A 24,638-nucleotide genomic window follows, 5' to 3' on the forward strand; every position below is an offset into this window, starting at 1 on the left:
GCGCTTCTTACAAAAGAACTTACAGAAGCGTGAGGCCCAGATGACGCAGGGACGTGAGCCAAGGCACGATCGTCGGACGGTTCGATGAGGGGATGGCGAGATCGGTATCGCGCGACCTGCACCGGCATCCATGAGTGGCTCGCAGCCATCTGACGCACAGGTCGAGGTGACGGTGCCCGAGAGCGATGCAGAGGAAGGGCAGGCGGCGGTGCCCGAGAGAGATGCCGCGGAGGGACAGGTGGCTCCCATGGGCAGCGCATGGGTGGGGCGGCTGCATCTGGTGGACTCGGACGAGGCGGTCGTCACCGCGTGGAGGCATCATTTCGCGGTCTTTCCCGAGGTGGAGGTGGTGCACGGGGACATCGTGGAGGTCGCAGCGCACGCGGTGGTGTCTCCAGCGAACGGCTACGGCTTCATGGATGGCGGGGTGGATCGCGCGTACGTGCGCTTCTTCGGGGCGAGCATCGAGGAGCGCGTTCGTGCGGCGATCCGGTGTCGGCCGGAGGGCGTTCTCTCGGTCGGTGCTGCGCTCGTGGTGGACACGGGGCACCCACGGATCCCGCGCCTCATCGTGGCCCCGACGGTACTCATGCCCGAGCCTGTGCCGGCCAGCCACGCGTACCGAGCCCTGAGGGCCGTGCTGCGTGTCGTGACGGCGTGGCCTGCGTCGGCGGGCGATGTGTACTGCCCTGGCTTGACCACGGGGGTCGGTGGCGTCGCGCCGGACGAGGCGGCGCGGGAGATGGCGCTCGCGTTCAGGGACTGGTGCGCTGTGCACCGTGGGACTGGGCCGTCGGGGGGCTGAACAGGGAGCAAGCGAGCGTCGCGGGAGGGGGTGAGCGGGGAGGACGTGCCGCGGCGCCATCTTCCGGCGTGCGCTCTGGTACGCTGGCGCCGTCCGGGAGCCCGATGACCCATGACGACGGCACCATCCCAGCAAGTCTCCTGTAGCCTCTCGGCTGCGCAGTTGAAGGAGCAACGCGCGGCGTTGATCCCGGGACTGCTCGAGCGCGCGGACCGGGTGACGGATCTCGTCGATGGGCTGCGGCTCGACTTCGCGCAGCGTGCAGGGCTGCTCCCGGAGCTGGCGCGCTTGATCGAGGCGGAGCAGCGCTGCTGTAGCTTCTTGCGGTTCCAGCTCCTGGTCGAGCCGAGCGCTGGAGGCGTGTCCTTCGAGATCACCGGGCCCGAGGGGACCCGCGAGATGCTCCGGGCGCTGTGAGGGAATCCGGACCGGGTGCAGGAAGCTGCCGAGGAAGGAGTGGGGGATGAGGTTTCTCGCGAACGTGCTGTGGTTCCTTCTCGGAGGGCTGATGATGGCGCTCTCCTGGTGGTTCGCCGGAATCCTGGCCTTCCTCTCGATCGTGGGGATTCCGTGGGCGCGCTCGTGCTTCGTGATCGGGCAGTTCGCGCTCTTCCCGTTCGGGAAGGAGGCCATCAACCGCAAGGATCTGAACCAGCGTGACGATCTGGGGACGGGGTTGCTCGGGTCGATCGGGAACGTGGTCTGGTTCGTGTTCGCAGGGGTGTGGATCGCGCTGGGTCATCTGGGTTCCGCGCTGCTCTGCTTCGCGACGATCATCGGGATTCCTTTCGGCATCCAGCACCTGAAGCTGGCGGGCCTCGCGCTCGCGCCGGTCGGGAAGACGGTGGTGACGAACGACATCGCCGAGGCGGCGCGGGTGATGGGTCGGGCGCGCGCGATGGCGGGGGTGCGAGGACGGTTCTGACAGGGGTCCGTGCGTCCTCGTCGACGCGCGGATGTTCTGCATCGAAGGGCGCGTGCGCGCCGAGGATGTTCAGGGCGCTGGAGAGGCGCTCGGCGCTCGCGGAGGCGGTGATCTCACCTGGGGAGGGGGCCGGGCGTCACTATCCTGAGCGCGATGCGGCTCGCCTTCGCCCTGCGGCTCCCGTTCGCCACGCGGCTCGCCTCCGTCATGCGACTCGCCTTCGTCATGCGACTCGCCTTCGTCGTGCGACTCGCCTCCATCATGCTGGCCACGAGCGCATGCAGCATCCTCACCGGGCTCGATGACTTCAGCGTGGGGGGAGATGCCACGCCGGATGACGGAGATGTGGGGGGCGCGGCGGGCGAGGGAGGCGTCGGCGCTCCGGGTTGTGTGGCTGGGCTTGAGGCGTGCGCTGGCATGTGTGTGGATCGGTCGACGGACCCGCATCACTGTGGTGCGTGCGGTCGTGACTGTCTGGGGGGCGCATGCGACGCGGGGCGATGCGCGCCTGGGGCGGTCGTCGAAGGGCTGGCGGCGCCTCGGCACCTCCTGGTCGCGGGAGGCAGGTTGTTCTGGGATGACGAGGGGCGCATCGGGACGGCGTCCGTACGAGGGACCGCGCAGAGGAACCTGGTGGCAGGGCAGGGGATGGTCCACGGCATCGCCAGCGATCTGGTGCACGTCTTCTGGACCGATGGAGGAGCGGGCGCCGTGATGAAGGTGCGCCTCGAGGAGGGGGCATCGCCCGAGGTCGTCGTCTCGGGGCAGCTCGGTCCTCATGGGATCGCGCTGCATGGAGGCCGGGTCTACTGGACCGACGTGATCGAGGGCGCCCTCAAGAGCGCGACGGTGGGAGGGGAGGACGTGCGCATCCATGCCTCGGGTCACGGGCAGCCCCGCGCGCTCGCGGTCGATGGCGTGGACGCCTTCTGGGCCGACACGACGACGGGGGAGCTGGTCAGGCTTCCCCTCGATGGCGGGCCTGCCGTCGTGATCGCGACGGGGCTGGGCGACGTCCACGAGATCCTGCCGGTCGCGCCGCACGTGTACTGGACGGCGGGCTCCGCCGTGTACCAGGCGCCGCTCCTGGGAAGCAGTGCCGTGGAGCTGGTCCGCGTCGATGGCTACGTGAACGGGCTCGCCGTCGATGCGGGGTCGGTCTACTGGACGGAGCCGAGCGCCGGTCGGGTGATGAGGGTGCCTCTCGCGGGAGGCGCGCTCGAGGTGGTCGCCTCGGAGCAACGGGAGCCGTTCGGTGTCGCCGTGGATGCGCACGCCGTCTACTGGACCTGTCTGGCAGGGGGGACGGTGCAGCGGTCGATCCGATGACTAGAGGTGGGTGGTCATGGCGTCCGCGGCCTCGACGGAGAGCCCCAGTTCGTAGAGCCCCTTCAGCAGCGCCGGCTTGAGCAAGCGCCGGAGACCTTCGTGAGGGATGCGGGTGAACGCCTCGAAGGCGGCGCTCCGATCGGCTTGTACCAGGGCCACGAGGAGGTCGTACCGCTCCCCCACGAGGGCCTTCCTGGCCACCTCGGACGAGGCGCCGTCGATGGGAGCGAGCAGGAGGTCGACCATCGCCTCGATGGCCTCGTCGTCGCGGTGTGCGAGCTCCGCGAGGAGGTCGAGCATGGCCATGCGTTCGACGATGGCCGCAGGGCGGTCGGTGCTGAAGCGTGTCCCCGAGGGCAGGGCGTGCAGCTCGTCGGCTCGCGTGAGCTCGTCGCGGAGCCTGGAGAGGTAGCGCGGGTCGCGCAGGGGGAGAGCGTCCAGGAAGGCGACTTCGTCGAAGAAGATGTTCTGTCGACCGGCACGGTACTGCCAGGCGGCCTGTCGAATGGCCACGCGCGCTTCGTGCTCGGCGTCCGGGGCTTCTTCGGGGGAGCGCTCGCTTCCGAGGCCGTCGGTCCTCGGTGAAGGAGAGGTGGCCTGCGCTGGAGCGGGCGGGGGCGCTGCGTGGCGCTCCACATCGAGGGAAGGGGACGCCGGGCGTGCTGCATTCCGCTCGGCGCTGGCCGGCGCTTCTCCGAGGAGCGACCACGCGATCGGTCCGAGGAGAAGCGCCACGGAGAGGAGGGTGAAGGCGGTCGGTCTGCGAGGGGGCATGGCGGTCCTCACGTCGAGCGGGGAGGGGGTCCGTGGCACCGCGGGCGCACGTTCACGGGTGGAGGGCGACCACGTGGTGGTGCCATGGGGAGGCAGCAGAAGGCGCAGGAGGGAAAGGGAGATTGACGAGGCGGTGGCGTGGATCCACCTGGATCGCCGTGACGCTGCCATCGAGCGTGAGGGGGATTTCGAGGACCGTGTCGGGCTGGTCCAGCGCGAAGACGCCGGACACGACCAAGGGGCCCGTGGTGGTCTCGAGGGCGACCTCAACGACGCAGGGGTAGGCCTGTCCGGAGAGAGACTCTTGCTCGATCCGGAGCGTCGGCCCGGTCGCGCCCTGGGTGATCTGGGTGCGCATGAAAGGCCAGTCCGGGGCGCCCGTGCCGTGGATCCACGCCTCGAAATAGCGCTGGAGGTCGGCGCCCGATGCGGTCTGGAGAGCGTCCTTCAGATCGGACACGCTGCGCGCACCCGGCGACGCGAGGAACAGGCGGATGGCTTCGAGGATCGTGGCGCGATCGAGGAGGTCTTCGAGCTGCAAGAGCAGGATCATCGAGCCGGTGCCGTAGGCGCTGCTCGCTGTGGTCTCGAGGGGTATCGGGGGGTCGTCCTCGGGGACTGGATAGAAGGGGGTGAAGGTGGCGAGGCGATCCCAGGTGCGTAACGTCGCCTTCGCCGTGCTCGGCGGCATGTGCTCGTCCTCGTAGACGTACACGAGGTAGTCGGCGATGGCTTCCTTCCAGACGAAGTCCTGCGCGTGCCTCAGGGTGGTGCGGTTGCCCGCCCACTGGTGCACGAGCTCGTGCAGGAGCGTGTGCATGGCCATGTCCTCGTACTCGGGCGGAAACTCTCGGATGCGCTCGTTGAGGAGGATGGTCGCGGGGTGCTCGTAGCCCATCCAGTTCATGGGGGCGGTGGCGACGCGGAGGTCGTCGCCGTAAGGCAAGGCGCCGAGGAGCGCGGTGATCCAGCTGGAGAAGTCGTCGAGGCGCGCGAGATCGAGCGTCTCCAGGACGCCTGCGCCGGGGACCTCGTGGAGGTGGAGCCGGATGTCCGAAGACAGGGTGTGGGAGGTCCGTCTCCAGCCTGGATTCGCCGCGAGGAAGAGGCCGGAATAGGTCGGCGCGCGGACGGTGTCGAGGGTGCAGCGGGTCTTCGTGCCCTGGGTCGTGAGGGCGCCAGGGCAGAGGACCACCTGCTCCGCCTCGTGGGTGATCTGGAATCGCAGCTCGACGAGCTGCGCAGGGTCCGGGTTGCAGGGGCCGAGGACGGGGCACTGCTCGACCCAGCTCCGCAAATAGGTGAACTCGTTCCCGTGCCGATCCTGGGTCCTCGTGAAGCCGAAGTCCGACGCTGGGTGCTGCTCCGGCATGGTGAAGCTGGAGCACATGCGGCCCGGCCGGGTGCGCGAGGCGTCGTCGACCCGCACGTTCAGGATGCCCTCGTCGAAGCATCCGTCCGTGGGGACGCCATTCCAGGTGAGTCTCTGCACCGGGATGGCGCTCTCGACGCTCACCCAGCGAGAGCCCTTCGTCGAGGCGTCGAGCCAGAGGCAGGAGCTGGTCTCGCCGCTCCGGAGATCGATGCCAATGTCATAGCGCTGGATGGATGCGCGCGTTCCATCGGAGCATGCGCCATCGGGGGGGGCGCCGGAGGGGGGCGTGGGTCCGTTCTCCTCCGCGTCGTCGCTCACGTCGTCGGCTGTGACGAAGGGACCGCAGCGCGCTTCCCTCGGTCGACACTCCCCCTCTCTGGAGGCCGCCGTCTCCCAGAACGAAGGGCACGCGGATAACGACAGCAGCAGTGCGGCGAGGAGCATGCGCTCGGATCGTCGACCCATTGCGTGATGGGGTAGATGACGTTCGGCAGGCAGTCCACTGCTTCTCGAGCGACCGGAAACCTTACGCGTAAGGTTCTGGGCAAGGTGCGGTGGAGACGTTTCTTCGGGTGTGCCAGCGGGACGAATCGTCTCCGCTCGGGACTTCCGTCGGTGCGCTGTGGTCTTGGTGCCCTGTGGCGTCGGCGGGGTTCGTGGACGGGAAGCTCAGAGGCTGCTGACGTCGAGGGCGTCTCGCACCGCCAGGCGATACGCTTCAGCGGCCCATTCGTTCTGAAAGCGCACGGAGCCGGACAGGAAGCCGCTCGCGTTCACGATGTTCTCCCGCTTGTCATGGCTGGACGGCATGACGTTCCAGACCAGGCCCGAGTAAGGGAACGTGCTCACCGAGTTCAGCGTGATGAGGGTCCCATCCGCACCGAGGAGGCGGTCGCCAGCCGACAGGGTGTTTGCCCGGACGATGTCGCCGCGCCAGTCGACCATGGGGTGCTCCGAGGTGACCTCGAGGCGGCGCCCATCGAGGGCCTCCAGGAGGAAGATGCGCTCGATGGTTTCGCCTGACACGAACGCGCGGATGGGCTGCTCGGCGAAGGTGAGCGCCTCGATGTTCGACTCGCGTGTGAGCGCGGAGACGGTGCTCAGCCCTTCGGCGTGGGCCTCTTCGATGGGGATCGGACGGCCTTCGAAACTGAGCTCCTGGGTCGGTGTGTAGCAGCCGGCGATGCAGGTCCCGACATAAGACAGTCCTGCAACGCAAGGCGCAGATTCCACCGTGGGGGCGTGCTTGGCGCACGAGGAGCCCAGGGGCACGTTGGGGTACGAGCTGCAGGCGTTCTGGTAGACCACGTAGAGGTGTTCGCTGTTGAAGAACGCCTCTGCGCTGGCGCTGATGTGGCCACATTTCCGCGCCCAGGCATTACGGCCGACGGCGCTGACGGTGCCGAGCGCGTCGTCGAGGGTGCAGCGGGCCACCGTCTGGGTGTGCGCTGGGGTCGTGGTGGTGTGGATGGCACCAGCGATGGAGAAGTAGGTCACGAGGAGCTTGAGCTTCGGCTTCTGCATGGGCCTCTCGATGGTCATTCGCCCGGTGCTCGCGCTTGCCACCTGCAAATGCGCAGGTGGCTCGCCGTCGCGCGCAGGAGCGTTCATGCGAAGGGTGTTCTCCGGGTCGGGCGTGAGCAACCCGCAAGGAGCCGTGCTGGAGACGCGCCGTCCGTTGCGAACGCTGGGAGTGACGGAGGTGGCGGTGGGCGTTCCGCCGTGTGCGGGCGGGAGCGCTCTGTGCGAGGGAGGCGCCGGCGCAGGGGGCGCCTCCCCAGCGCTCACTGCCCGGAGTTCACTGGATGATGTTGCAGGTGGCGCGGACGACGGGCGAGACGTTGTTGTCGGTCCGGCACTCGGTCCAGGTGGGGTGGGGCGCGTTGCCGTCGTCGACGATGGCGTAGATCGAGCCGTTCTTCACCTCGGCGCTGGCGTTGGGGAGCGGGAGGATCACGACCTCGGCTTCGGCGGGGTACAGAGCGCGGGTCGTCGCCAGGGTGCCGAGCAGGGTGCCGTTCCCCGGTGTACCCGAGTAGAAGCCGACAGGGACGCCGGCCGGGAGCGAGGCTTCACCGACGTTGCGCACGGTGGCGGCGAGCCCGTACTCGCCGGAGCAGTACGGGGCGATGGTGACGACGGCGTCGGGCGCGGCGAACTCGCTGCCAGGCTGCTTGTTCTGGCGGAAGTTGTTGAGCCCTGGCGTCAGGTAGTTGGGGGCCTCGTTCATCGGGATGGAGCCGTCTTCGCCGACGTTGGTGATGTGGTAGGCGTGCTCGTTCCAGACGCGGCGGGTGCGGACCCACTCGTTGGCGGGGTCGCCGAAGATGCGCACGCCGGACTGGCCGTTGGCGACGCCATCGTTGCACTGGGTCTGGGCGCTGTTGCTGGCGTAGGCGTTGGAGACGACGACGATGTCGGCATGGCCGTCGTTGTCGACGTCGGCGACCACCGGGTTCTCGATGAGGGTGGCGGTGGTGTTGCAGGTCTCGAAGAGGACGTCGCCCGTCGGGCCGTCGTAGATGCGCAGACGCTGCTGGTCGCTGTAGATGACCTCGGCGCGGCCGTCGCCGTTGAAGTCGAAGACGGTGCTGCCGGTGGAGGCCGAGGAGCAGTCGACCGTGGGCCTGATCCAGAGCAGGGTGTCCGGGTTGGCGATGGTCGCGTCGGTGAGCCGGCGGCCATCGAACACGGCGTAGCCGACGCCGCCGGCCATGGCCACGTCGGGGTAGCCGTCGCCCGTGAAGTCCGCGATGGTGGGCGGGCCGCCGCCGTGGGTGTTGCCCCAGCTTCCGACAGGGCATGCCGAGGCGGGGATGGTGCCGTTGATGTCGACGTTCTGGCGGAGGACACGGAAGCCGCCGGGCTGCGAGGCGTCGTGCTGCCACACGTGGAGGGTGTGGTTCGGGTTGTCGACGACGACCACCTCCGGGATGCCGTCACGATCGAGGTCGCCGATGGCAGGCCAGGGGCTCTTCCAGTCCTGGCCGCCGTAGAAGAAGCTCTGGTTGGCGAAGCCGGTGTCGATGAAGAGGGTGCCGTCGGCGTGGAAGGCCTGGCTGCCCGTCACGATGTCCAGCTTGCCGTCGCGATCGATGTCGCTGACCACGAACGAGGTGGTGAGCGGTGTGGAGAAGGCCGTCTTCAGCGCGCCGGTGGCGCCGTTGAGGATGCCCCCTTCGACGATGACCTCGACGGTGCCGTCGCCATCGAGGTCGGCGATGGAAGGCATGAAGCAGTCCATGGGGGCGCTGGTCCAGAGCAGGGTGCCATCACCGCGGAAGGCGCGCGCCGTGCCGTCGACCGCGCAGCCGACGACCTCGTTGCCCGGGGCGCCGTCGATGTTGCCGGCCGCGATGTGCTTGGTGGCGTTGACGATGCCCGGCGTGGCCCACTTCTCGACGACGACGCCTTCGACGACGCTGATGGCGCGCAGGACGCCGGCCGAGGTGTAGGCGCCACCGGAGAAGGTGGAGAAGACGATCTCGGGGATGTCGCGATCGGTGATCTTGCCGTCGCAGTCGTCGTCATCGAGCTGGATGACGATGGGGGACATCATGACGTCCGTCGCGTAGGGCGAGGTGACCTGGCCACCCCAGGCGTACTTGAGGGTCGCCTCGAACGAGGTGGTCTGCGGGATGACCTGGCAGGCGGCGATGCAGGTGAGGTTGTCGGGGTCCGGGTCCTGGCCATCCGGACACACGGGAGGCCGGGGCAGGCAGCGGCCGGTCTGGGTGATCACGCCCCCCGTACACGCGCCGCCAGCGCCGCCGTTGCCGCCCGCGCCACCCGCCCCGCCCGCGCCGTCGTCGGAGAGGGAGAACTCGCAGTAGTCTTCCGCAGCACACTCGCTGGAGTCCGTGCAGAGGCTGCCAGGCGACTGGCATTGCTGGAACGAGCAGACCTGGCCGCCCTGACAGCAGGTGTCGGCGCAGGCGAGGTCCGCGGCACAGCAGGCACCGCTGACGCACTTCTCGCCGTCCTCGCAGCCGCTGCTGTCGGTGCAGGTGCCGCCGTCGTTCAGGAGGCCACTCAGGGTGCTCTCGCCGCCCGCGCCGCCAGCGCCACCGACGCCGTTTCCTCCTGAGCCTGGTGTGGTGGAGTTCGAGCCTTCGCCCCCGCACTCACAAGCTGGGATGATTGCCAGTGGGGAGACCAGCAGCCAGAGGATGGAACGGCGCATGCTTCATCTTAGGGCTGGGCTGCGCGCCGACGGAAGCATGTTCCCGGTCGGCGAGAGGGCGAGGGGGCGAAGGGCACTGCGTAGAAGGCTGCGCGCCGTGTCGAGCGCGCGGAGGGGCGGTGATGCCGTGCTATGGGTGGCGCATGCGGCGTCGGATCCCGCTTCCCACGCGAGCGTTTGCGACTGCCGGTCACGAGGTGGTGGCGTACGCGAGGCAAGCGTTGCTGATGCGGCACGACACGGATGCGCCGGTGCTGCCTGCGGAGGTGCGCGACGGGGAAGACGTGGTGGTGCTGCTGCACGGGCTCTTCGCGACGGCGGGGGTCTTGCGCCCGCTGCGGGCGGCGATCGGGCGGATGGTCCGGCGGGCGATGCCGATCCACACGGCCGCGGTGTCCTACCCGTCGACGAGCGGGATCGCGCCGGCAGTGGAGCAGCTTGCGGAGGCGCTGGGGGCGCTGCCGGCCGGAGCACGGCTGCATCTCTGCGGGCACAGTCTGGGGGGGATCGTGTGTCGGCTCTACGCGCTGGAGTCGGGGGATCGGCGGGTGATCCAGACGATCTCGCTGGCGTCGCCGTTCGCGGGGGTGCCTGGCGTTCGGTTCCTGGGGTTCGCCGGGGGGCGCGATCTGGCGCCGTCGAGCGCCGTGCTGCGGCGGGTGCGGCTGGGAGAGCGTGCTCACGCCGACGAATCCGGGGAGGAATCCGGGGAGGCCGGGGGAGCGTCGGCCGAGCTGCCGCACCTGTCGATCATCGCGGGGGCCGACGGGTTGATGCGGGCTCCGCGCGCGCATGCGCTGCCTGGCGGTGATGTGCGGGTGATGGAAGGGCGAGGGCACAGCGCCTTGCTCTTCGACGAGGAAGTGGCCGGGATCCTCGTGCGGCGGGTGCTGGAGAGGGCAGCCCAGCGGAGCGAGCGCACGGCATCGACGGCGTGAGGTGGCAGGGGGCGTCGCGTTGCAGTGACCTCCCGCGCGCTTCGTGCTACCTCGCCCGCGTGCGCTCGCCGCTCGCTTCATGGATCGCCGCTTCCAGTGCGCTCGCCGCGCTCGTCTGGGTCTCTCCCGCGAACGCGGAGGTGTCGTCCTGGGTGCACGTGGGAGGCGGGGCCTTCTCGTGGACGCAAGGTGGCGCGGACCGGGCGCTGAACGGGGCGCTGAACGCCGACATCGGGGTGGGTAGCTCGCCGGACGGGCGGCTGATCTTCGGTGGGCTCGCGCGGATGACGACGATGCTGGAGCAGGGGACGGAGTTCGCCGTGCTCGCGCGCGGGGCGTCGTGGGGGTTCCAGGCGGGTGGGTTCGGGCTGGCGCTGGACGCTGGGGCCTACGTGCGGTTCTGGGGGGTCGGGTCGACGGGGTTCGCCGGGGCGGTGAACCTTGGCGCGCCGCTGGGGTTCACGCTGTCGATCCAGGGGAGCGTGGGAACGAACGACGCGAACGCGATCGGCGTCATCGCCGGACTGGATCTGCTGCGGTTGACGCTGTACCGCCAGTCGTTCACGAACTGGTGGCCGAACCCGAACCCCGGTCAGCAAGAGACGCGGCGGGATGCCTGGGTGGCCGGGCGACGGTACTGGTAGGAAGCGAACCCGTCAGGGGGCGGGCACGCTAGGGGACGTAGGCCGAGAGGGCCTGGACGAGCCGGTCCAGGTCGGCGCGGGTGTGGCGCTCGGTCACGGCGAGGAGCAGCTCGCCGCGGCGGGCCGGGTCGAAACGGCCGAGGTCGAGGCCCGGGATGATGTTCTGGTCCTGGAGGGCGCTGCAGAGGGCGGAGGCGTCCCCGCCGCGGACGCCGACCACGAACTCGTGGAAGGTCGGGGCGCCGAAGGGGAGGGTGTAGCCGTCGAGCTTCGCGATGGCCTGCTTGAGGTGCTCGGTTTTGGCGAGGCACTGGCGGGCGGCGTCCACGAAGCCTTGCTTGCCCAGCATGCTCATCTTGATGGTGACGGCCGTGGCACAGAGGCCGCTGTTCGTGCAGATGTTGCTGGTGGCGCGCTCGCGGCGGATGTGTTGCTCGCGGGTGGCCAGGGTGAGCACGTAGCCGCGGCGGCCTTCCTTGTCGACGGTCTCACCGACGAGGCGGCCGGGGATCTGCTGGAGGTACTTGCGGTCGTTGCGGCACGCGAAGAGGCCGACGTTGGGGCCGCCGAACTGGGGCGGCAGCCCGAGCGGCTGGCCTTCGGCGACGGCGATGTCGGCGCCGAGAGCCCCGGGGGACTCGAGCAAGGCGAGCGCGTACGGATCGAGGGTGACGGTGATGAGGAGCGCACCCCTGGCGTGGCAGGCCTCGGCGATCCGGCGGATGTCTCCGATGCCGCCGAAGAAGTTGGGGTAGCCGATGACGACGCAGGCGGTGGTGTCGTCGATGGCCTGGGTGAGCTGCTCGATGCTCGGCGCTCCGTCGGAGCCGACAGGGACGTGAACGAGCGAGGCCGTCCCGGTGCCGATGCCGCGGACGTAGGTCTCGATGGTCTCGGTGTAGTGCGGGTGGACGCCCGCGGAGATGACGGTGCGCTCACGTCCGGTGAGGCGCCGCGCCATGAGCACGGCCTCGGCCGCACCGCTCGCGCCATCGTAGAGCGAGGCGTTCGCGACGGGCAGACCGAGGATTTCGCTGACGATGGTCTGGAACTCGAAGATGACCTGCAGCGTCCCCTGGGCGACCTCGGGCTGGTAGGGCGTGTAGGCGGTGTAGAACTCGCTCCGCAGGAGGAGCTGATCGGCGGCCGGCGGGAAATGATGCTCGTAGGCGCCAGCGCCCAGGAACGAAAGCATCTGTGCCGCGCGGTTCTGCGTCGCGAGGTCCCCGAGGTGTCGCATGAGGGACACCTCGTCGAGTGCCGGGTCGAGCTGCAAGGGGCGCTCGAGCCGGGCCTCGGTGGGGATGGAGGTGAACAGATCGTCGAGCGTCTCGAGGCCGGAGACCTCGAGCATCGCCCGAATTTCCTCGGGAGTATGGGGGAGGTAACGCATGTCGTCGGGGAGGGGAGGCCGGTGGCGGTCGAGCGCTCAGTGGCCTGACTTGAGGAGCTCTTTGTATGCGTCGACGTCGAGGAGCTCGTCGAGCTCGCTCCGATCGGACGGCTCGATGGCGACCATCCAGCCGAGCTCGTAGCAGTCTTCGTTGACCTTCTCGGGGGTCTGCTCGAGGGCGTCGTTGATGCGGACGACCTTGCCGCTCACCGGTGCGAAGAGGTCGCTCAAGGTCTTCACGCTCTCGATGGTCCCGAAGGCCTTGCCGGCCGTGATCGTCTCACCGACCCGGACGTCGAGGTTCACGAGGGTGATGTCCCCGAGCTGATCGACGGCGTAGGCCGTGATTCCGACGAGGATCTGGCCATCCACCTCCTTCGTCCACTCGTGGTCTTTCGTGTACTTCCTGTCCGATCGCACGTCGTCTTGCTGCGCCATCTCGCCTCCCTCCATATCCCTGGAGCCAGGTTTGAGCTTCCCGCCGTTTCAGGACGCCCGCTTGTAAAAAGGCGTCTTCACGATCACAGCCTCGATCGTCCGCCCACGGCAGTCGACGATGAGCTGCGTTCCGATTGCCGCCATGTGGACTGGCACATAGCCCAGTCCGATGTTCTTGCCCACTGTGGGACCAGGGCTGCCGCTCGTGCAAACACCGACCCGCTCGCCAGTCGTGGAGAGCAGGGGGTAGCCGTGCCGGGCGATTCCGCGGCCGACCATCTCGAAGCCCACCAGCTTGCGGGACTGACCTTGCTCTTTGATGCGCTGGAGGGCAGCGCGTCCCACGAAGTCGCCCTTGTCCAGCTTGACCACCCAGCCGAGGCCAGCTTCGAGCGGGTTGGTGGTCTCGTCGATGTCATTGCCGTAGAGCGACAGGCGCGCTTCCAGGCGGAGGGTGTCTCGGGCACCCAGCCCGGCGGGTTCGATGCCGAGGGGGGCGCCCTTCTCGAGGAACGTGCGCCACAGCGTGGGGGCCTCGTCGGGGCTGCAGAACAGCTCGATGCCGTCCTCGCCGGTGTAGCCGGTGCGCGCGACGGTGCAGCGCACGCCGGCCAGCGTCGCGTCTCGGAAATGGAAGCTCGCGAGGTCTTTGAGGGCCGCGCCGTCTCCCTCGACGAGGGCGGCGATCTCCAGCGCCTTGGGGCCCTGCAGCGCGATCATGGCCATGCGGTCCGAGGCGTCCTCGAAGTCGCAGCGGTCCTGAGCTGCCCTGGCGATGTGCGTGGCGATCTTGGCGCGGTTCGACGCATTGCACACGATGAGCCAGCGGTCGGCGGCGATCCGGTAGACGAGGAGGTCGTCGAGGATGGTGCCGGCGTCGTTGCAGGCACAGGTGTAGAGGGCCTGACCGTCGGTGAGCTTGGCAGCGTTGTTGGTGATCAGGTGATCGACCACCTCTCCGCTGCGCGCTCCGGTCAGGAGGATCTCTCCCATGTGCGAGACGTCGAAGAGGCCCGCCGCCGTGCGCACGGCGCGGTGCTCCTCGGTCACGCCGCGGTACTGGACTGGCATCTCCCAGCCGGCGAACGGCACGATGCGTCCACCCAGGCGGACGTGTTCGTCGTACAGCGAAGTCCTGTGCAGGGGCGTGGAAGGCTGGGAATCGTTGGACACGAGGCGGCGATCTACTGCGGATGGGTCGGAAAGTCGACGGGGCCGGGGTCGCCCCGTGGTTTCGAGCCCTTTCCTCGGGGGGTGACGCTGTGGTGACGGGTGTCTATTCGAGGCGGGTTGGATCGAGCGGGCTGCCGTCGGGCTTGAAGCCTTTGGCCTTCCACCGCTCCTCGTCGCTGAGTCCCGGTTCCGGAAGTACCTTCGTTACGTCCTGCACTGTGAGATCGGTGCCCCGGTGGCGCCGTGAGACGACCTCGATGCGGAGCTGACGCGTGGGGTTCTTGTCGACGGTCACGCCCGTGAAGACCGTCTTCGCTGGTCCCGTCTCCACCTTGTCCGCGCGGACGCGCTGCCTGACGTAGTTCGCAAGCTGCTCGGCTGGAACGTTTCCGTTGGCGACGACCTCGTCGGGGAAGCGGAAGCGGACGTGCAATTTCCTGGGGATGGCGAGGCCGAAGGCGAGTTCCGTTCCTTCCGCCAGCTCTCCAGGGGCCGTCTGATCGACCAGCATGGGGTTGGGCTGGATCTCACTCGGCGCCGGGGCGGGCGCGGGCTCTGCTTTGCTGCGGCACCCGTTGAGCGCCAGAGCCCCGGCAGTGAGTGTGAGCAGACGGAAGATGCGCGAGGCCTTGCTCACTCCACCACGCTCGCCCACGAGTCGATCCTGCTCCCTGTCGCGGGTCGCGGCAGGTTGATGGTGCGGGTCGGTGTGACACCACCCGTCACGTTGGAGATGCCCCGGTTGCCCGTGTGGAAGCGCAGCTCGTAGTTCATGCCCGAGAACGCAGCCGGCCCGATGAATGCACCGAAATACGGGTCGTTCACATTCACGGTGTCGGTGCAGCTCGGTGTCTGCATGACGGCGACGCCGAACACGATGCCTTCTTGCTCCTGGTTGCGATCGAAGTTGAGCGGATCGTTTTCCTTCGGGAGGCGACCATTCGAGAGCTGCGGCGTGTCCTCGAGGGTGTAGTGCAGTCCCCAGACGTGGCTCGCGCCGACGTCACAGAGGAGCGCTCCTGCACTCGGGTCAGGCGGCGAGTACGTGGAGAAGTAGGCGACCGAGTCGAAGAGCGAGATCGGTCCCGTCACACGTCGCCCGTTCTCGAGGCGCTCGTGCCAGTTGCGCGACATCGTGAGCGTTGGCGTGCCGCTCTGGAACTCGAGCCCTTCCTTGAGTGACCAGATCCAGTTCTCGTCCTCGCCTGGATCGAGCCGCTCTTGATCGCCCGTCGAGAACATGATGATCGTGTTGCCGATCTCGTCGAGGCTGACGATGGGCGTCGTGGCGATCGGCTGGCCTGCCGCTCCGGCGACGTTGGCCTGTGTGGCGGAGTAGGCGTCCCATGCGAGCTGGACGGTCCATTGATCCGGATCCGCGCTGGCGAGGTTGATGCGCCACAGCGTGCCGTCAGCGTCTCCGATGTAGACGCGATCTGCGATCTGGCCTGCCTGCGAGGGGAAGATGACAGGGATCCCGGTGAGGGGTGAGTCGAACGCTGCGACCGTGACCCGGCCCGCTGAGTTGAGCCCTTGAGGCCCTTCGAGGGCGTTCCCTCGGAACGTGCGGATCACTCGGCCATTGTCGAGACGCACGATCGTGAGCGAGCGCCCCGGTCCGACGTCGGTCGGCGAGTTGCCCCAGCACCGCACCTGGGTGCGCTGCTGGTACGGGGAGATGGGAGGAATGAGCGACGTGCCCCCACCCTGGCGGTCGCACGTGCCCGTTCCGAGCGGCGCGCCACCTCCAGCGAGGATGGCGACTGCGACCTCGCGCGTCTGTCCGGGATCACCGTTCTCGCTGACCTCGATCGTGGCGATCGCGGGCGTCGGCGGCGATTCGCCGAAGAGAGGCGCACCCAGATCATCCGTGGAGAGCTGCCACAAGAAGCTGGGCTTCGTCGGATCCGTGACGTCGAGCGCGTAGTAGAAGCTGCCGCCGGCACCACCGCTGGCGACGAGCACGGTGCGCCAGGTCGCCGTCCCGTCGATGGCCTGGGTGAGGGAGCGCTCGAAGATCACGTTCTTCACGACCGGGGCGCCGTCGAGCAAGGGCGCTTGCTGGTTGAACGTTGACACCGCTCGGGGAAGGACGTGAGGCGGGAAGAAGGACCAGAGCTCGTTCTGTTGCTCCGAGTTCACCTCCATGTTGAAGGCGTGCAGCTGGCCATCCGTCGTCGCCGTGTACAGCGTGAGCGGCCGGCCGATGAACTGATTCGCGAAGGCCTCGTAGGTGTCGTCGGTGACGAGATCGCGAGGAGGGCCGATCAGCGTGGGCGTCGAGTGGTAGACGGCGCCGAGCAGGCTGGCGCGCTGGGTGTCCGCCACGTTGTCGCCGAGCTGCCAGTTCATGACGCCGCGTGCACACTCCGCGGCGGTGGCCGTGTTGATGGAGGTGCACTGGCTCGGGACGGCGCCGCTCGGATCGAGCCCGAAGGCGCGCGGATCGTTGGCGGCTTCGGAGGTGAAGGCGTCTTTCTCGATGAGCTGACCACCACCGCTCATCGCGCCGGTGTACGTGCCGAGGCCGTCGGTCCCGCCAGCGATGGGGCGAATGCTCCGCGTCGAGTGGACCGTGCTGGTCATCCCCTCGGGCTCACCGAACACCGTGAAGAAGCGCCTCGGCGCCGGAGACGCCTGCCGCATGTTCTCGGCAAAGAAGTCACCCTCGTCCTGATCCGGGGTCTGGAGGACGGCGACGGTCTGGCCGTTCTGTGACTCGCACTTGTAGCGCTTGCGCTCGAGGAGTCCTCCCCACAGAGGGCTGAACCCAGCGGGAGGCTGCGGCTGGAACGAGGCAGAGACCTCGTACCCTGCCGCGCCTGCGCTTCCCGCGTTGGTCGCGCCTCCGGCCGCGCTCACGGGGACGGTCCGGCTCGTGACGCGCGCGATGTCGATGAAGATGCTCGAGAGCGCCGCGTTCAGCTCGGCGATGCTGTTCGGGAAGTAGCCACGCGGCGAGCCTCCCTCGATGGCGATCCGGGTGAGCGTGCAGCACGCACGCAGGCCGCTGGTCTGCGGATCCTCGCACACGCCGCCCGGATTGAAGGAGCTCGCGTTGAGGTCGTTGCAGTTCATCCCCGCTGCAGCCGACAGGCTGTAGCCGATGGTGAAGGTGCGGATCTGATGGTTGTCGTAGAGATCTTCCGCGATGTTCCACGGTCGACGGTAGGGGCACCCATCCCCGTCGGGACCCGGGCCTGGGCTGCTCGAGCAATCCTTGGCCGGGTTGGGATCTCGGAGGTCCATGTTCGGCTCGCCGTCGGAGAGCAGCACGATGAACTTGTCTCGGCCGGCGATGCAGGGATCGTCCTTCGGTCCGAGCGGCCTGCCATTCCAGTCGCTGCCGTCCTCCGTGAGGTAGACGCGCGCGTCGGCGAGCATCCCAGCGAGAGGTGTAGCCCCATAGGGCCGCAGTGTGAGCAGCGCTTGCTGGATGCGCTCGTTGGTCGCGCGGACGTCGTTGAGGGATGCGTCGTGCGCAGGGAAAGGGACGAGAGGACCTTCCCAGTCGGGCGCTGCTGGGTTGCGCGCGCCGACCTCGAAGTCCTGCGGGGTGAGGCAGCCAGGAGGCTGGCCGGCGGCGTGCGAACCACCGCTCTGGAAGCCGAGGTAGTAGCTCCACATGCCTTGCACGCCGTCAGCGCTGTTGGAGACACCCGTGCCCGCGTTCGTGAGGGTGTCGAAGGTCATCATCGAGAACCGGACGAGGTCCTTTGCGTTGTCGAGGAAGCCCGTCTCGAGCTGGTTCCAGGGGGTGCCGCAGGTGCCGCTCGCGTTGTTGTAGGGATGCTCGACGAGGGCGCCGTTGTGCGGGCCCTTCGTGCAGCCATTCGACAGCGGGCGGTGATAGTTGATGTAGTAGCCACGGTCGTACGGCATCGCGCCGTTGATCGCGTACTGCGTGAGGAACGCGCTGTCGCTGCGTGGCTGCGCATAGCAGGAGAAGTTCTGGATGGGTCCGGTGAGGGCCTCGACGATGTTCGTCCACCGGCTGCGCTCGGCCTCCGGGGGAGGCGCTCCGCCCGGCGAGCACGTGGGATCATTTCCGGCGACCGTCCTCTCCATGGATCCCGACGTGTCGAGGAGCAGCAGGACGTTCGGCAAGAGAGGGTTCAGATCGAGCTGTGCCAGCGCGGATGTTGCGTGCAGCGAGAGTGCGGCGCTGGTGCTGGCGATGAGCAGTAGCTTTGAAATGGAGCGCATGACGTCCTCTCAGCTCATTTTATCGGAACGTTGATGACGACGACATGAGCGCTGAGCAGCTCTTGGTTGCCCGACATCGCGACGAGGGTCTTGTCGTCCATGGGCGCGTTCGGGCCTGGTGCCGGATAGACGACGCTGGTCGCGTTGAGCGTCACCATCACGGCGTCGGTGTTCACGGCACCGGCCGACGTGAGGTCCATGCCGGGAGGAGGTGGTCTCGCACGAGAGAAATCGCTCATCTCGACCTCGATCCGGTACTGCAGATCGGCTTTGCCCAGGCTCCCCGGTATCGTCGGCGTGTAGGGGACCACCAGGCTTCCCGTGAACCCCTCGAGCGCCTCTCTGCTGAACCGGAAACACCGGTCACCCGGCTCGGCGGCGAAGCAGCACCTCTCCGGTGCGCTGGCATCGCAGACGTAGGCGTCTTTCCGCCGAGATTCCTGGATGAGGGAGGGGCCGATGTCGGCATTGTCGAGCTGGGCGATGGTGGCTTGCAGCGCGAGCTCGGTGAGGTAACGCGCCTGGGTGCTCTGACGCGCGTAGCCGCTCGAGATCGTCGAGAGTGACGCCGCGTGCGCGGCGAAGACGCCGATCGCAGTGAGCATCGCGACCAGCAGCACGACGATGAACACGGCAGCGCCGCGTTCTCGAGAGCGTGCGCGGACGCGGGAGAGATGGGGAGAGATCACCATCGCTGTGCCTTCTCGTTGTTGGGAAGCGACACCTCTGCGTGCAGGGTACGCATGCGGGCAAAGACGGCAGGCGCTCCCGCGGGGATGGGATCACCCAGGGTGTTCACTGCCGGGACGACGCCGGGGATGAGGAACCGCAGGTGGCGTGTCTCGGTCCCGGTCGGGTAGTACAGATCGGCGTCACGATCGGGGGCGCGCGTCCGGGTGCTCAGACGGGCCTGCACCGCGCGAATTCTCTGAGGCGTCCCGCCATTCGTGATGTCGTTGGCGATCGTGTAGACGTCGTCGATGACGGGCGTCCGGATGGGGTAACGCACCACTTCCGGGTTGACGGTGGACGAGGTCACCAGGGCGGCCGTGGAGATGCCGAACTTGAGATCGACCGCATATTCGGAGACGATCTCGAGGGTGTTTGCGATCTCGACATTGTCGGCGTCGAGCTCGACCCTCACCAGCTCGGTTCGTCCCTGGTCTCCTGTCACGCCTTCCGAGATCGGCGCGACCAGCTGGCCGTAGTCGGGGTGGTTGGTGAGGCTGCGAATGTCGTAACGAACGCGCGTGACGGGGGTCACGAGGAAGTTCGCGTTGCTGCCGCTGCGGCTGATGCCGCACGGGCCTGCATCCTTGTACGGAAGCGCAGGGTTGGACCGCAGCTGAATGGTCAGCGTTCCCGCATTCGCGCCCTCGATCACGCCATAGACGATCGGTGGTTGGCCGTCGGTCGTGATGCGGATCGCTCTTCCAGGTCTGAAGATGCCGTCGAACGCAGCGTTGCCAGCGCTGGCACGCATCAACGTGCGCCTCATGGCGCCGGAGTTTCGCTGGAGCTGGATGGTCAGGCCGCCGCCGGCCGAGAAGATGGCCTGCACATCGAACTGCTCGTTCGTCCCGAAAGCACCTCCGATGATGAGGGCGTCAGGGAAGAAGTTGTTCGCTGCGCTCTGGGCCAGCGCTGTCGGGTTGGCATCGAATGACCCCTCCCTGAGGATCTGGATGCCAGCGAGCCGCTGCAGCCCGTCCGGCCATGCGGAGGGCGGGCGGCAGGTCATCGGATCGAGCTGGATGTTGGGCGTCGAGAGAAACGCTGCTCTCTGGATGTCCGCCGTGAGCCGCTGCATGCCCAGCATGGCGCCGAGGTGCGCCGCGGAGAACCGCGCTTCGTACTGGAAGAAGCGGCTCGCGTTCTTCGCCAGCAGCATCGCAGCGGTCGCGACGGCGAGGCCAGCCGCCATGGCGATGATCAGCTCCACCAGGGTGAAGCCGCGCCGTGAGCGCGGGGATGGTGTCGCCGTCCGCGATGGGAGCGACTCCGCAGAAGCGCGCTGGGTGGATCGGTGCCGAGGTCGAAGGATGCTCATCGTCAATCCCGGATCTTGTTCCGCATCACGCTCGTGGTGAGATAGACGGCGCCATAGAGGTCCGGCTGTGCATCGACCGCGCTCGGCGTGACGTCACAATCGGCTGGTGAGCCATCCCGCCGCCAGAAGACACGGATGTCGGCGCGGATCAGCGTCCCTGGCGTGCTCATGATGCCTGGAAAGCGGTGGAAGCGGAGATGGGTGCAGTAGGCGCTCGTCACGAGGTCGGCGCTGTAGGCATCGATCCCGAGGACATCCGCCACGGGGGAGCCCATGGTGGGGACCTCCTCCGGGATGAGGCGCTGATCGGGGTTGGTCTCGGCAAGTCGCAGCCAGTCGGTCTCCGACAGGTCCGGAAGCCCGTTCGGTTCATTCCACTGGAGTGCGTCCACGCGGATCCGCTCTGCCCAGCTCTGCGCGATGAGGTTGGCCATGGCCAGGTTGCGCGCCTGCGTTCCGCTGACGGCTGTCGCCCGCTGCAGAGCGATGATGCCGCTGGCTCCGAGCGCCAGGATCCCGAGGGCGACCATCACCTCGATCACGGTGTAGCCCGCACGCCGAGCGCGGGAAGGATGCGGTGAGCGTGTGTTCACAGCGCGAGCCTCGCTGCCCCGTTCGGTGGAATCAGGACTGTTCGCGAGAGACCGGTTTGCTGATTGTCCACTCGGAATGTGGGCACGGTGGTCAACGGGGCGAAGGGACCATTGGTGTCGAACCGAATGAAGGCTCTGCCGCGCGGCGTGAAGCAGATGTCCACCTGCGGCACCTCGCTGGCGTTGTTGAGCATCGCGACGCTGGCCAGCTCGGAGGCTCCGCCGTTGACCCGGAGGGTGGAGATCTGTCGAAACTGATCGGCGGTATTGAAGTCTGCGGTCCAGCAGTTGGAGTTCAGGACGGGGAACGTGAGGATGGATGCTGCCTCGCGCATGTCGAGATTCCCCGTGCCAGCATCCCATCGCACCATCACGGCGGTTCCTCGTCCGAGCGAGCGGCTCCGCGCCAGGCGGTACATCGAGGAGATCTCCATCGCTGTGCGGTTGACGCGGCGATCGCGCATGATCTGAACGAACATCGGCGACGCGGTCGCTGCCAGCACGCCGATGATGATCACCACCGCGAGCAGCTCCATGAGCGTGAAGCCGCGGTTACCTGCACGCGCCTTCCTCACGACGGTCCGCATCCGGGGCGGGATGGGCCGAGCGGCTGCACGATGGAGGGGAAAACGCAGACACATGGAGCTCTCCAGGAGAGGGAGGCAAGGCAAGCTGCGTGCCTCTCTCTGCGGACAATAACGCGTTGAGACCGCCTGAAAATGGTTGGAAGCGCCGTTGCGTGGGGGCTAACGATTGCGGCGCTATGAAAAAAGGTGCAAGGCCGACTCGCATGCGACCCTGTCCCACACTGCGGTGTGTTCTGCGCAGGCGGGTCGACCCACTGGCACTTGGCATGCTCGCGTTGGCCACGCTGGCGGGCTGCAAAGAGGATGAGCCTCGCCGCGCCCCACCACCGCCACCTGTGGTCGCCAAGGCCGACGCCTGTGCCAGTGGAGGCGGGAAGATCTCCGATGCGGCCAGCGCGTCGCTCTTCCCACGCGCCGTCGGAGGGTTCTGTCTGGATCCCAACGGTGGCGAGAAGGTCTTCGGTGAAGGCGCATCGCTCCCGCTCGACGGGATCTGCGACATGTTCGACGGGGAGTGCGAGATCTACAAGGGTTTCAACGTGCGTCGTGTCGTCGAGGCACGTTACGTCGATGGAAGCGGGACGAGCGCGACCATCGAGGTGCACCTCTCCAAGTTCGCCACGACCGATGGGGCGTATGCGATGTTCACGAAGCGCGTCGTCGGGGATGGTGACCCTGCCGATGAAGCCACCCCGCGCGCGCTCGATGCAGGGGGCGCCGCGGCGCTCGGGCTGGGCAACTCGTACCTGTGGCGTGGGCTGTACCTGGCCGAGATCACCTACAGCGACGAGTCGGCTGCCGAGGCGGCGTTGAAAAGCGCCAGCGACAAGGTGCTGCCGTTGCTCGTGAAGGACATGGGGGAGAAGCTGCCCGGAGAGACGAGCCTGCCAGCGGCCGCCGAAGCGTTGCCCAAGGAGCACCGGCTGTCGCTGGGCATCCGCTATGTGTCGAAAGACATCCTGGGGGTCACGGGGCTCGGAGGAGGTGCCTTCGGGTACTACCGCGATGGGGCGAAGCGGTATCGGGTGCTCGCCGTGCAGCGTGACGACGACGATCAGGCCAAGGACACGCTCGCGAGCTTTGCCAAGCAGCCCGGGGCCAGCAAGGAGAAGGGGATCGAGGGGGGCATCGTGCGCTTGATGCACCGGGAAGGGGACTCCCCGGCGACGGAGTGGGTCCTCGCCCGCAAGGGGAAGCTGCTGCTCGGTGTCGGTGACGAGTCGCGCGTGTTGCTCCCCGGGATGACAGCCGAGGAGCACGCCTCGATCTCTCTCTCTCGAGAAGAGAAGACCAGCCGTCTCCGGAAGGCGCTCAGCGGTAGCTGAAGCGACCCTGATCGCGAGGCGCATGCAGGGGGGCGGAGGGCCCGGCCTGGGCTCCGCGCGTCGGAGAAGTCATCGCTGAGCGGGGGGTCGACGGGGCCCCTCGATGCGTTGTGGGACGCGAGGGGCCGGAGGGGGATGGCGTCCGGGCGCTTTCGGCCCGGTGAACGCTACTGAGTCCTGAGGATGACGTGGAAGCCGAAGGGCGTCTCCACGATCTCGCTGACCTCACCGACCTTGATCTTCTCCAGGCCCTCCTGGAACTCGGGGACCATCGCTCCCTTGGGGAACTTCCCGAGATCACCGCCGCGCGCTTCGGCGCCCGGCTCGTCGGAGTACTCCTTCACGAACTCCGCGAACTTGCTCGGGTCGGCCTTGGCCTTCTTCATGGCCTCGGTGGCGCGCGCCTTGGCTTCCTCTTTGGTGCGCTGGATGGTCGGCGGCGCACGACGGCTGCCGTTGTACATGACCAGGAGGTGCTTCGCGCCGAAGACCTCCCGAGGTGGCTGCGGCGTCGGGGGACGAGCCGGAAGCTGCGGGGTCGTCGCAGGCGTGGCGGGCGTCGCGGCGTGAGACTTGTGGTCGTGGTGGTCCTCGGTGGGAGCCACGGGCGCGGCGAATCGTACGAGCGGCGTCTTGTTGAAGAAGCCGAAGAAGCCGGCGAGACCGACGAGCAGTAGGACACCGAGCACCGCGTGGGGAAGCCACCACGTCGCATCGGCTTCCTCCGCGGGAGGAGCTGCCGGCGCCTTCTGTCCGTGGCTCGGTGCGTGGCCGCGGGCGTGACGACCGCGATCCGCTGCCTTCGCAGGAGCCGCTTCCTCTTCGTCTTCGTCCTCGTCCTCGTCTTCGTCCTCGTCCCTGTCGTCGAGCTCCTCTTCTTCGGCGGCCTTCGACTTGTGCTCGTCCTTCTTGCTCATCTGGGAGTTCCTTTTACGCTCGCTGTTTGCGCGGGTACAAGACCTGCGGCGTCCTCAATCAGCCGATCTCCGCCCATGCACCCGTCAGAACGGGGTCGGGGCGGCCCTTGACGGAAGCCAGGACCGCAATTTTCCCGTCGTCGAGATGCCATCCCTGCGTGACGATCACATCGCCAGGCCAGACGGGCTTCCTGAACTGAGCGGCGAACGTCCGGAGGCGGGATGCATCCCCTCTGGCAGCATGCCGCACGACCGCTCGGGCGGCGAACCCGTACGTGCAGAGCCCGTGCAGGATGGGACCCTGCTCGAAGCCGACCGAGGCCGCAAAGGCGGGATCCGCATGCAGCGGGTTCAGATCACCGGAGAGGCGATACAGGAGTGCCTGTTCGGGGCTGGTCGCCTCTTCTTCCGTCCAGTCGGGGGCTCGATCCTTGGGGACCGAGGGCTCCTGCTCCTCGGTCGCGGGCCGCCGGACACCGAACCCGCCTGCGCCGCGGAAGATGATGGACCAGGTCGTGTCGAAGAGCGGCTCGCCGTCCAGCGTGGTCCGCGTCTCCAGGATCACCTGGGCGAACTTCTTCAGGTCGTACATGGCCTGCAGCGTGCCCACGGTGCTGAGGGTCCCGCTTGCAGGGATGGGGCGATGGAGACGCACCTTCTGTCCGCCGTGCACGACCATCGCCATGTCACCGCCGGAGTGGGTGAGCATGCCGAGGACCGCTTGATACGCAGGGATCACGGCGAAGGTCGGATAGACGGCGAGCCCTCCCGGCGTCCCTTCGTACAGGTACGGCAGCTCGTCCCGGCGCGCGCCGATCCCGAGCGCATAGAGCGCGACCGTCTTCCAGTCGTAGGTGAAGCTGTTGGGCTGAGTCGTGTAACCAACGGTCGAGGGATCCAGGGGCATGGTGGCTCCAGAGAGGGCTGATCGACGACAAGGGCCTACAGAGCCATCGAGGTCGCGTCAACAACGTGTCGGCTGC

General features: G+C 67.8%; 22 protein-coding genes. 7 read left to right on the plus strand and 15 right to left on the minus strand.

All coding sequences use genetic code 11. The annotated features are described in order from the left end of the window. The first annotated feature begins 130 nt into the window (after positions 1-130). The 4 genes from CMC5_RS17285 (at position 131) to CMC5_RS17300 (ending at position 3,059) form a co-directional block, all read left to right on the plus strand. Positions 131-805: a macro domain-containing protein gene (locus tag CMC5_RS17285; protein WP_050431470.1), complete on the plus strand. Its 675-nt coding sequence runs from the start codon at positions 131-133 to the stop codon at positions 803-805. Positions 806-916: 111 nt separating this feature from the next. Continuing rightward, positions 917-1,222 carry a hypothetical protein gene (locus CMC5_RS17290; protein ID WP_156338667.1) on the plus strand — a complete coding sequence of 102 codons (306 nt, stop codon included), beginning with the start codon at positions 917-919 and terminating at the stop codon, positions 1,220-1,222. 46 nt (positions 1,223-1,268) lie between these two features. Next, positions 1,269-1,730, plus strand: a complete 462-nt coding sequence (locus CMC5_RS17295; protein WP_050431472.1) for a YccF domain-containing protein — start codon at positions 1,269-1,271, stop codon at positions 1,728-1,730. Positions 1,731-1,883: 153 nt separating this feature from the next. Beyond that, positions 1,884-3,059, plus strand: a complete 1,176-nt coding sequence (locus tag CMC5_RS17300; protein ID WP_050431473.1) for a hypothetical protein — start codon at positions 1,884-1,886, stop codon at positions 3,057-3,059. Here CMC5_RS17300 and CMC5_RS17305 read toward each other — a convergent pair whose 3' ends face one another. From CMC5_RS17305 to CMC5_RS17320, 4 genes are all read right to left on the minus strand, one after another. Further along, positions 3,060-3,833: a hypothetical protein gene (locus CMC5_RS17305; RefSeq protein WP_050431474.1), complete on the minus strand. Its 774-nt coding sequence runs from the start codon at positions 3,831-3,833 to the stop codon at positions 3,060-3,062. Positions 3,834-3,885: 52 nt separating this feature from the next. Next, the gene (locus CMC5_RS17310; protein WP_050431475.1) at positions 3,886-5,652 is read right to left on the minus strand and encodes a M1 family aminopeptidase; all 1,767 of its coding nucleotides are present in this window, start codon (positions 5,650-5,652) and stop codon (positions 3,886-3,888) included. Positions 5,653-5,877: 225 nt separating this feature from the next. Continuing rightward, positions 5,878-6,732 (minus strand): Hint domain-containing protein, encoded by an 855-nt coding sequence (locus tag CMC5_RS47595; protein WP_245678480.1) that lies wholly within the window; start codon positions 6,730-6,732, stop codon positions 5,878-5,880. A gap of 274 nt (positions 6,733-7,006) precedes the next feature. After that, a complete protein-coding gene (locus CMC5_RS17320) occupies positions 7,007-9,391 on the minus strand; it encodes an FG-GAP repeat domain-containing protein (RefSeq protein WP_050431476.1) in 2,385 nt (794 codons plus the stop codon). Between the two features lie 143 nt (positions 9,392-9,534). Here CMC5_RS17320 and CMC5_RS17325 point away from each other — a divergent pair, with 143 nt between their 5' ends. Together CMC5_RS17325 and CMC5_RS17330 are read left to right on the plus strand one after the other, a co-directional pair. Further along, positions 9,535-10,329 carry an alpha/beta hydrolase family protein gene (locus tag CMC5_RS17325; protein ID WP_050435943.1) on the plus strand — a complete coding sequence of 265 codons (795 nt, stop codon included), beginning with the start codon at positions 9,535-9,537 and terminating at the stop codon, positions 10,327-10,329. A gap of 59 nt (positions 10,330-10,388) precedes the next feature. Continuing rightward, a complete protein-coding gene (locus CMC5_RS17330; RefSeq protein ID WP_050435944.1) occupies positions 10,389-10,973 on the plus strand; it encodes a hypothetical protein in 585 nt (194 codons plus the stop codon). A 28-nt stretch (positions 10,974-11,001) separates the two neighbouring features. On the opposite strand, the gene gcvPA is transcribed toward CMC5_RS17330, so the two are convergent. The 9 genes from gcvPA to CMC5_RS46965 all read right to left on the minus strand — a co-directional run bounded on the left by gcvPA (position 11,002) and on the right by CMC5_RS46965 (position 21,467). Next, positions 11,002-12,366: an aminomethyl-transferring glycine dehydrogenase subunit GcvPA gene (gene gcvPA / locus CMC5_RS17335; RefSeq protein WP_050431477.1), complete on the minus strand. Its 1,365-nt coding sequence runs from the start codon at positions 12,364-12,366 to the stop codon at positions 11,002-11,004. Positions 12,367-12,402: 36 nt separating this feature from the next. Next, positions 12,403-12,804, minus strand: coding sequence for a glycine cleavage system protein GcvH (gcvH, locus tag CMC5_RS17340; protein WP_050435945.1), 402 nt, complete (start codon positions 12,802-12,804; stop codon positions 12,403-12,405). Positions 12,805-12,852: 48 nt separating this feature from the next. After that, positions 12,853-13,977: a glycine cleavage system aminomethyltransferase GcvT gene (gcvT, locus tag CMC5_RS17345; protein ID WP_050431478.1), complete on the minus strand. Its 1,125-nt coding sequence runs from the start codon at positions 13,975-13,977 to the stop codon at positions 12,853-12,855. 103 nt (positions 13,978-14,080) lie between these two features. Further along, complete coding sequence (locus CMC5_RS17350; protein WP_156338669.1) at positions 14,081-14,614, minus strand: hypothetical protein; 534 nt, start codon at positions 14,612-14,614, stop codon at positions 14,081-14,083. Beyond that, positions 14,611-18,183 (minus strand): pilus assembly protein, encoded by a 3,573-nt coding sequence (locus CMC5_RS17355; RefSeq protein ID WP_050431480.1) that lies wholly within the window; start codon positions 18,181-18,183, stop codon positions 14,611-14,613. Before CMC5_RS17355 ends, CMC5_RS17350 begins: the two co-directional genes overlap by 4 nt. Positions 18,184-18,197: 14 nt before the next feature. Continuing rightward, the gene (locus CMC5_RS17360) at positions 18,198-18,875 is read right to left on the minus strand and encodes a pilus assembly PilX family protein (protein ID WP_050431481.1); all 678 of its coding nucleotides are present in this window, start codon (positions 18,873-18,875) and stop codon (positions 18,198-18,200) included. Beyond that, positions 18,869-20,233: a PilW family protein gene (locus tag CMC5_RS17365; protein WP_082362560.1), complete on the minus strand. Its 1,365-nt coding sequence runs from the start codon at positions 20,231-20,233 to the stop codon at positions 18,869-18,871. Before CMC5_RS17365 ends, CMC5_RS17360 begins: the two co-directional genes overlap by 7 nt. A gap of 2 nt (positions 20,234-20,235) precedes the next feature. Continuing rightward, positions 20,236-20,826, minus strand: coding sequence for a type IV pilus modification PilV family protein (locus CMC5_RS46960; protein ID WP_169796405.1), 591 nt, complete (start codon positions 20,824-20,826; stop codon positions 20,236-20,238). Beyond that, entirely contained in the window at positions 20,823-21,467 is a 645-nt protein-coding gene (locus CMC5_RS46965; protein ID WP_050431482.1) for a pilus assembly FimT family protein, read from the minus strand. The genes CMC5_RS46960 and CMC5_RS46965 overlap by 4 nt, the downstream gene beginning before the upstream one ends. A 212-nt stretch (positions 21,468-21,679) precedes the next feature. On the opposite strand from CMC5_RS46965, the gene CMC5_RS17380 reads away from it, so the two are divergent. Then, the gene (locus CMC5_RS17380) at positions 21,680-22,738 is read left to right on the plus strand and encodes a DUF6599 family protein (RefSeq protein ID WP_050431483.1); all 1,059 of its coding nucleotides are present in this window, start codon (positions 21,680-21,682) and stop codon (positions 22,736-22,738) included. Between the two features lie 167 nt (positions 22,739-22,905). Here the strand turns inward: CMC5_RS17380 and CMC5_RS17385 are convergent, their stop codons facing one another. Beyond that, entirely contained in the window at positions 22,906-23,655 is a 750-nt protein-coding gene (locus tag CMC5_RS17385; RefSeq protein ID WP_050431484.1) for a peptidylprolyl isomerase, read from the minus strand. Positions 23,656-23,713: 58 nt separating this feature from the next. Beyond that, positions 23,714-24,562, minus strand: a complete 849-nt coding sequence (locus CMC5_RS17390; protein ID WP_050431485.1) for a MaoC/PaaZ C-terminal domain-containing protein — start codon at positions 24,560-24,562, stop codon at positions 23,714-23,716. Positions 24,563-24,638: the final 76 nt, after the last annotated feature.

It is taken from the genome of Chondromyces crocatus (assembly GCF_001189295.1).
Lineage (GTDB): Bacteria > Myxococcota_A > Polyangia > Polyangiales > Polyangiaceae > Chondromyces > Chondromyces crocatus.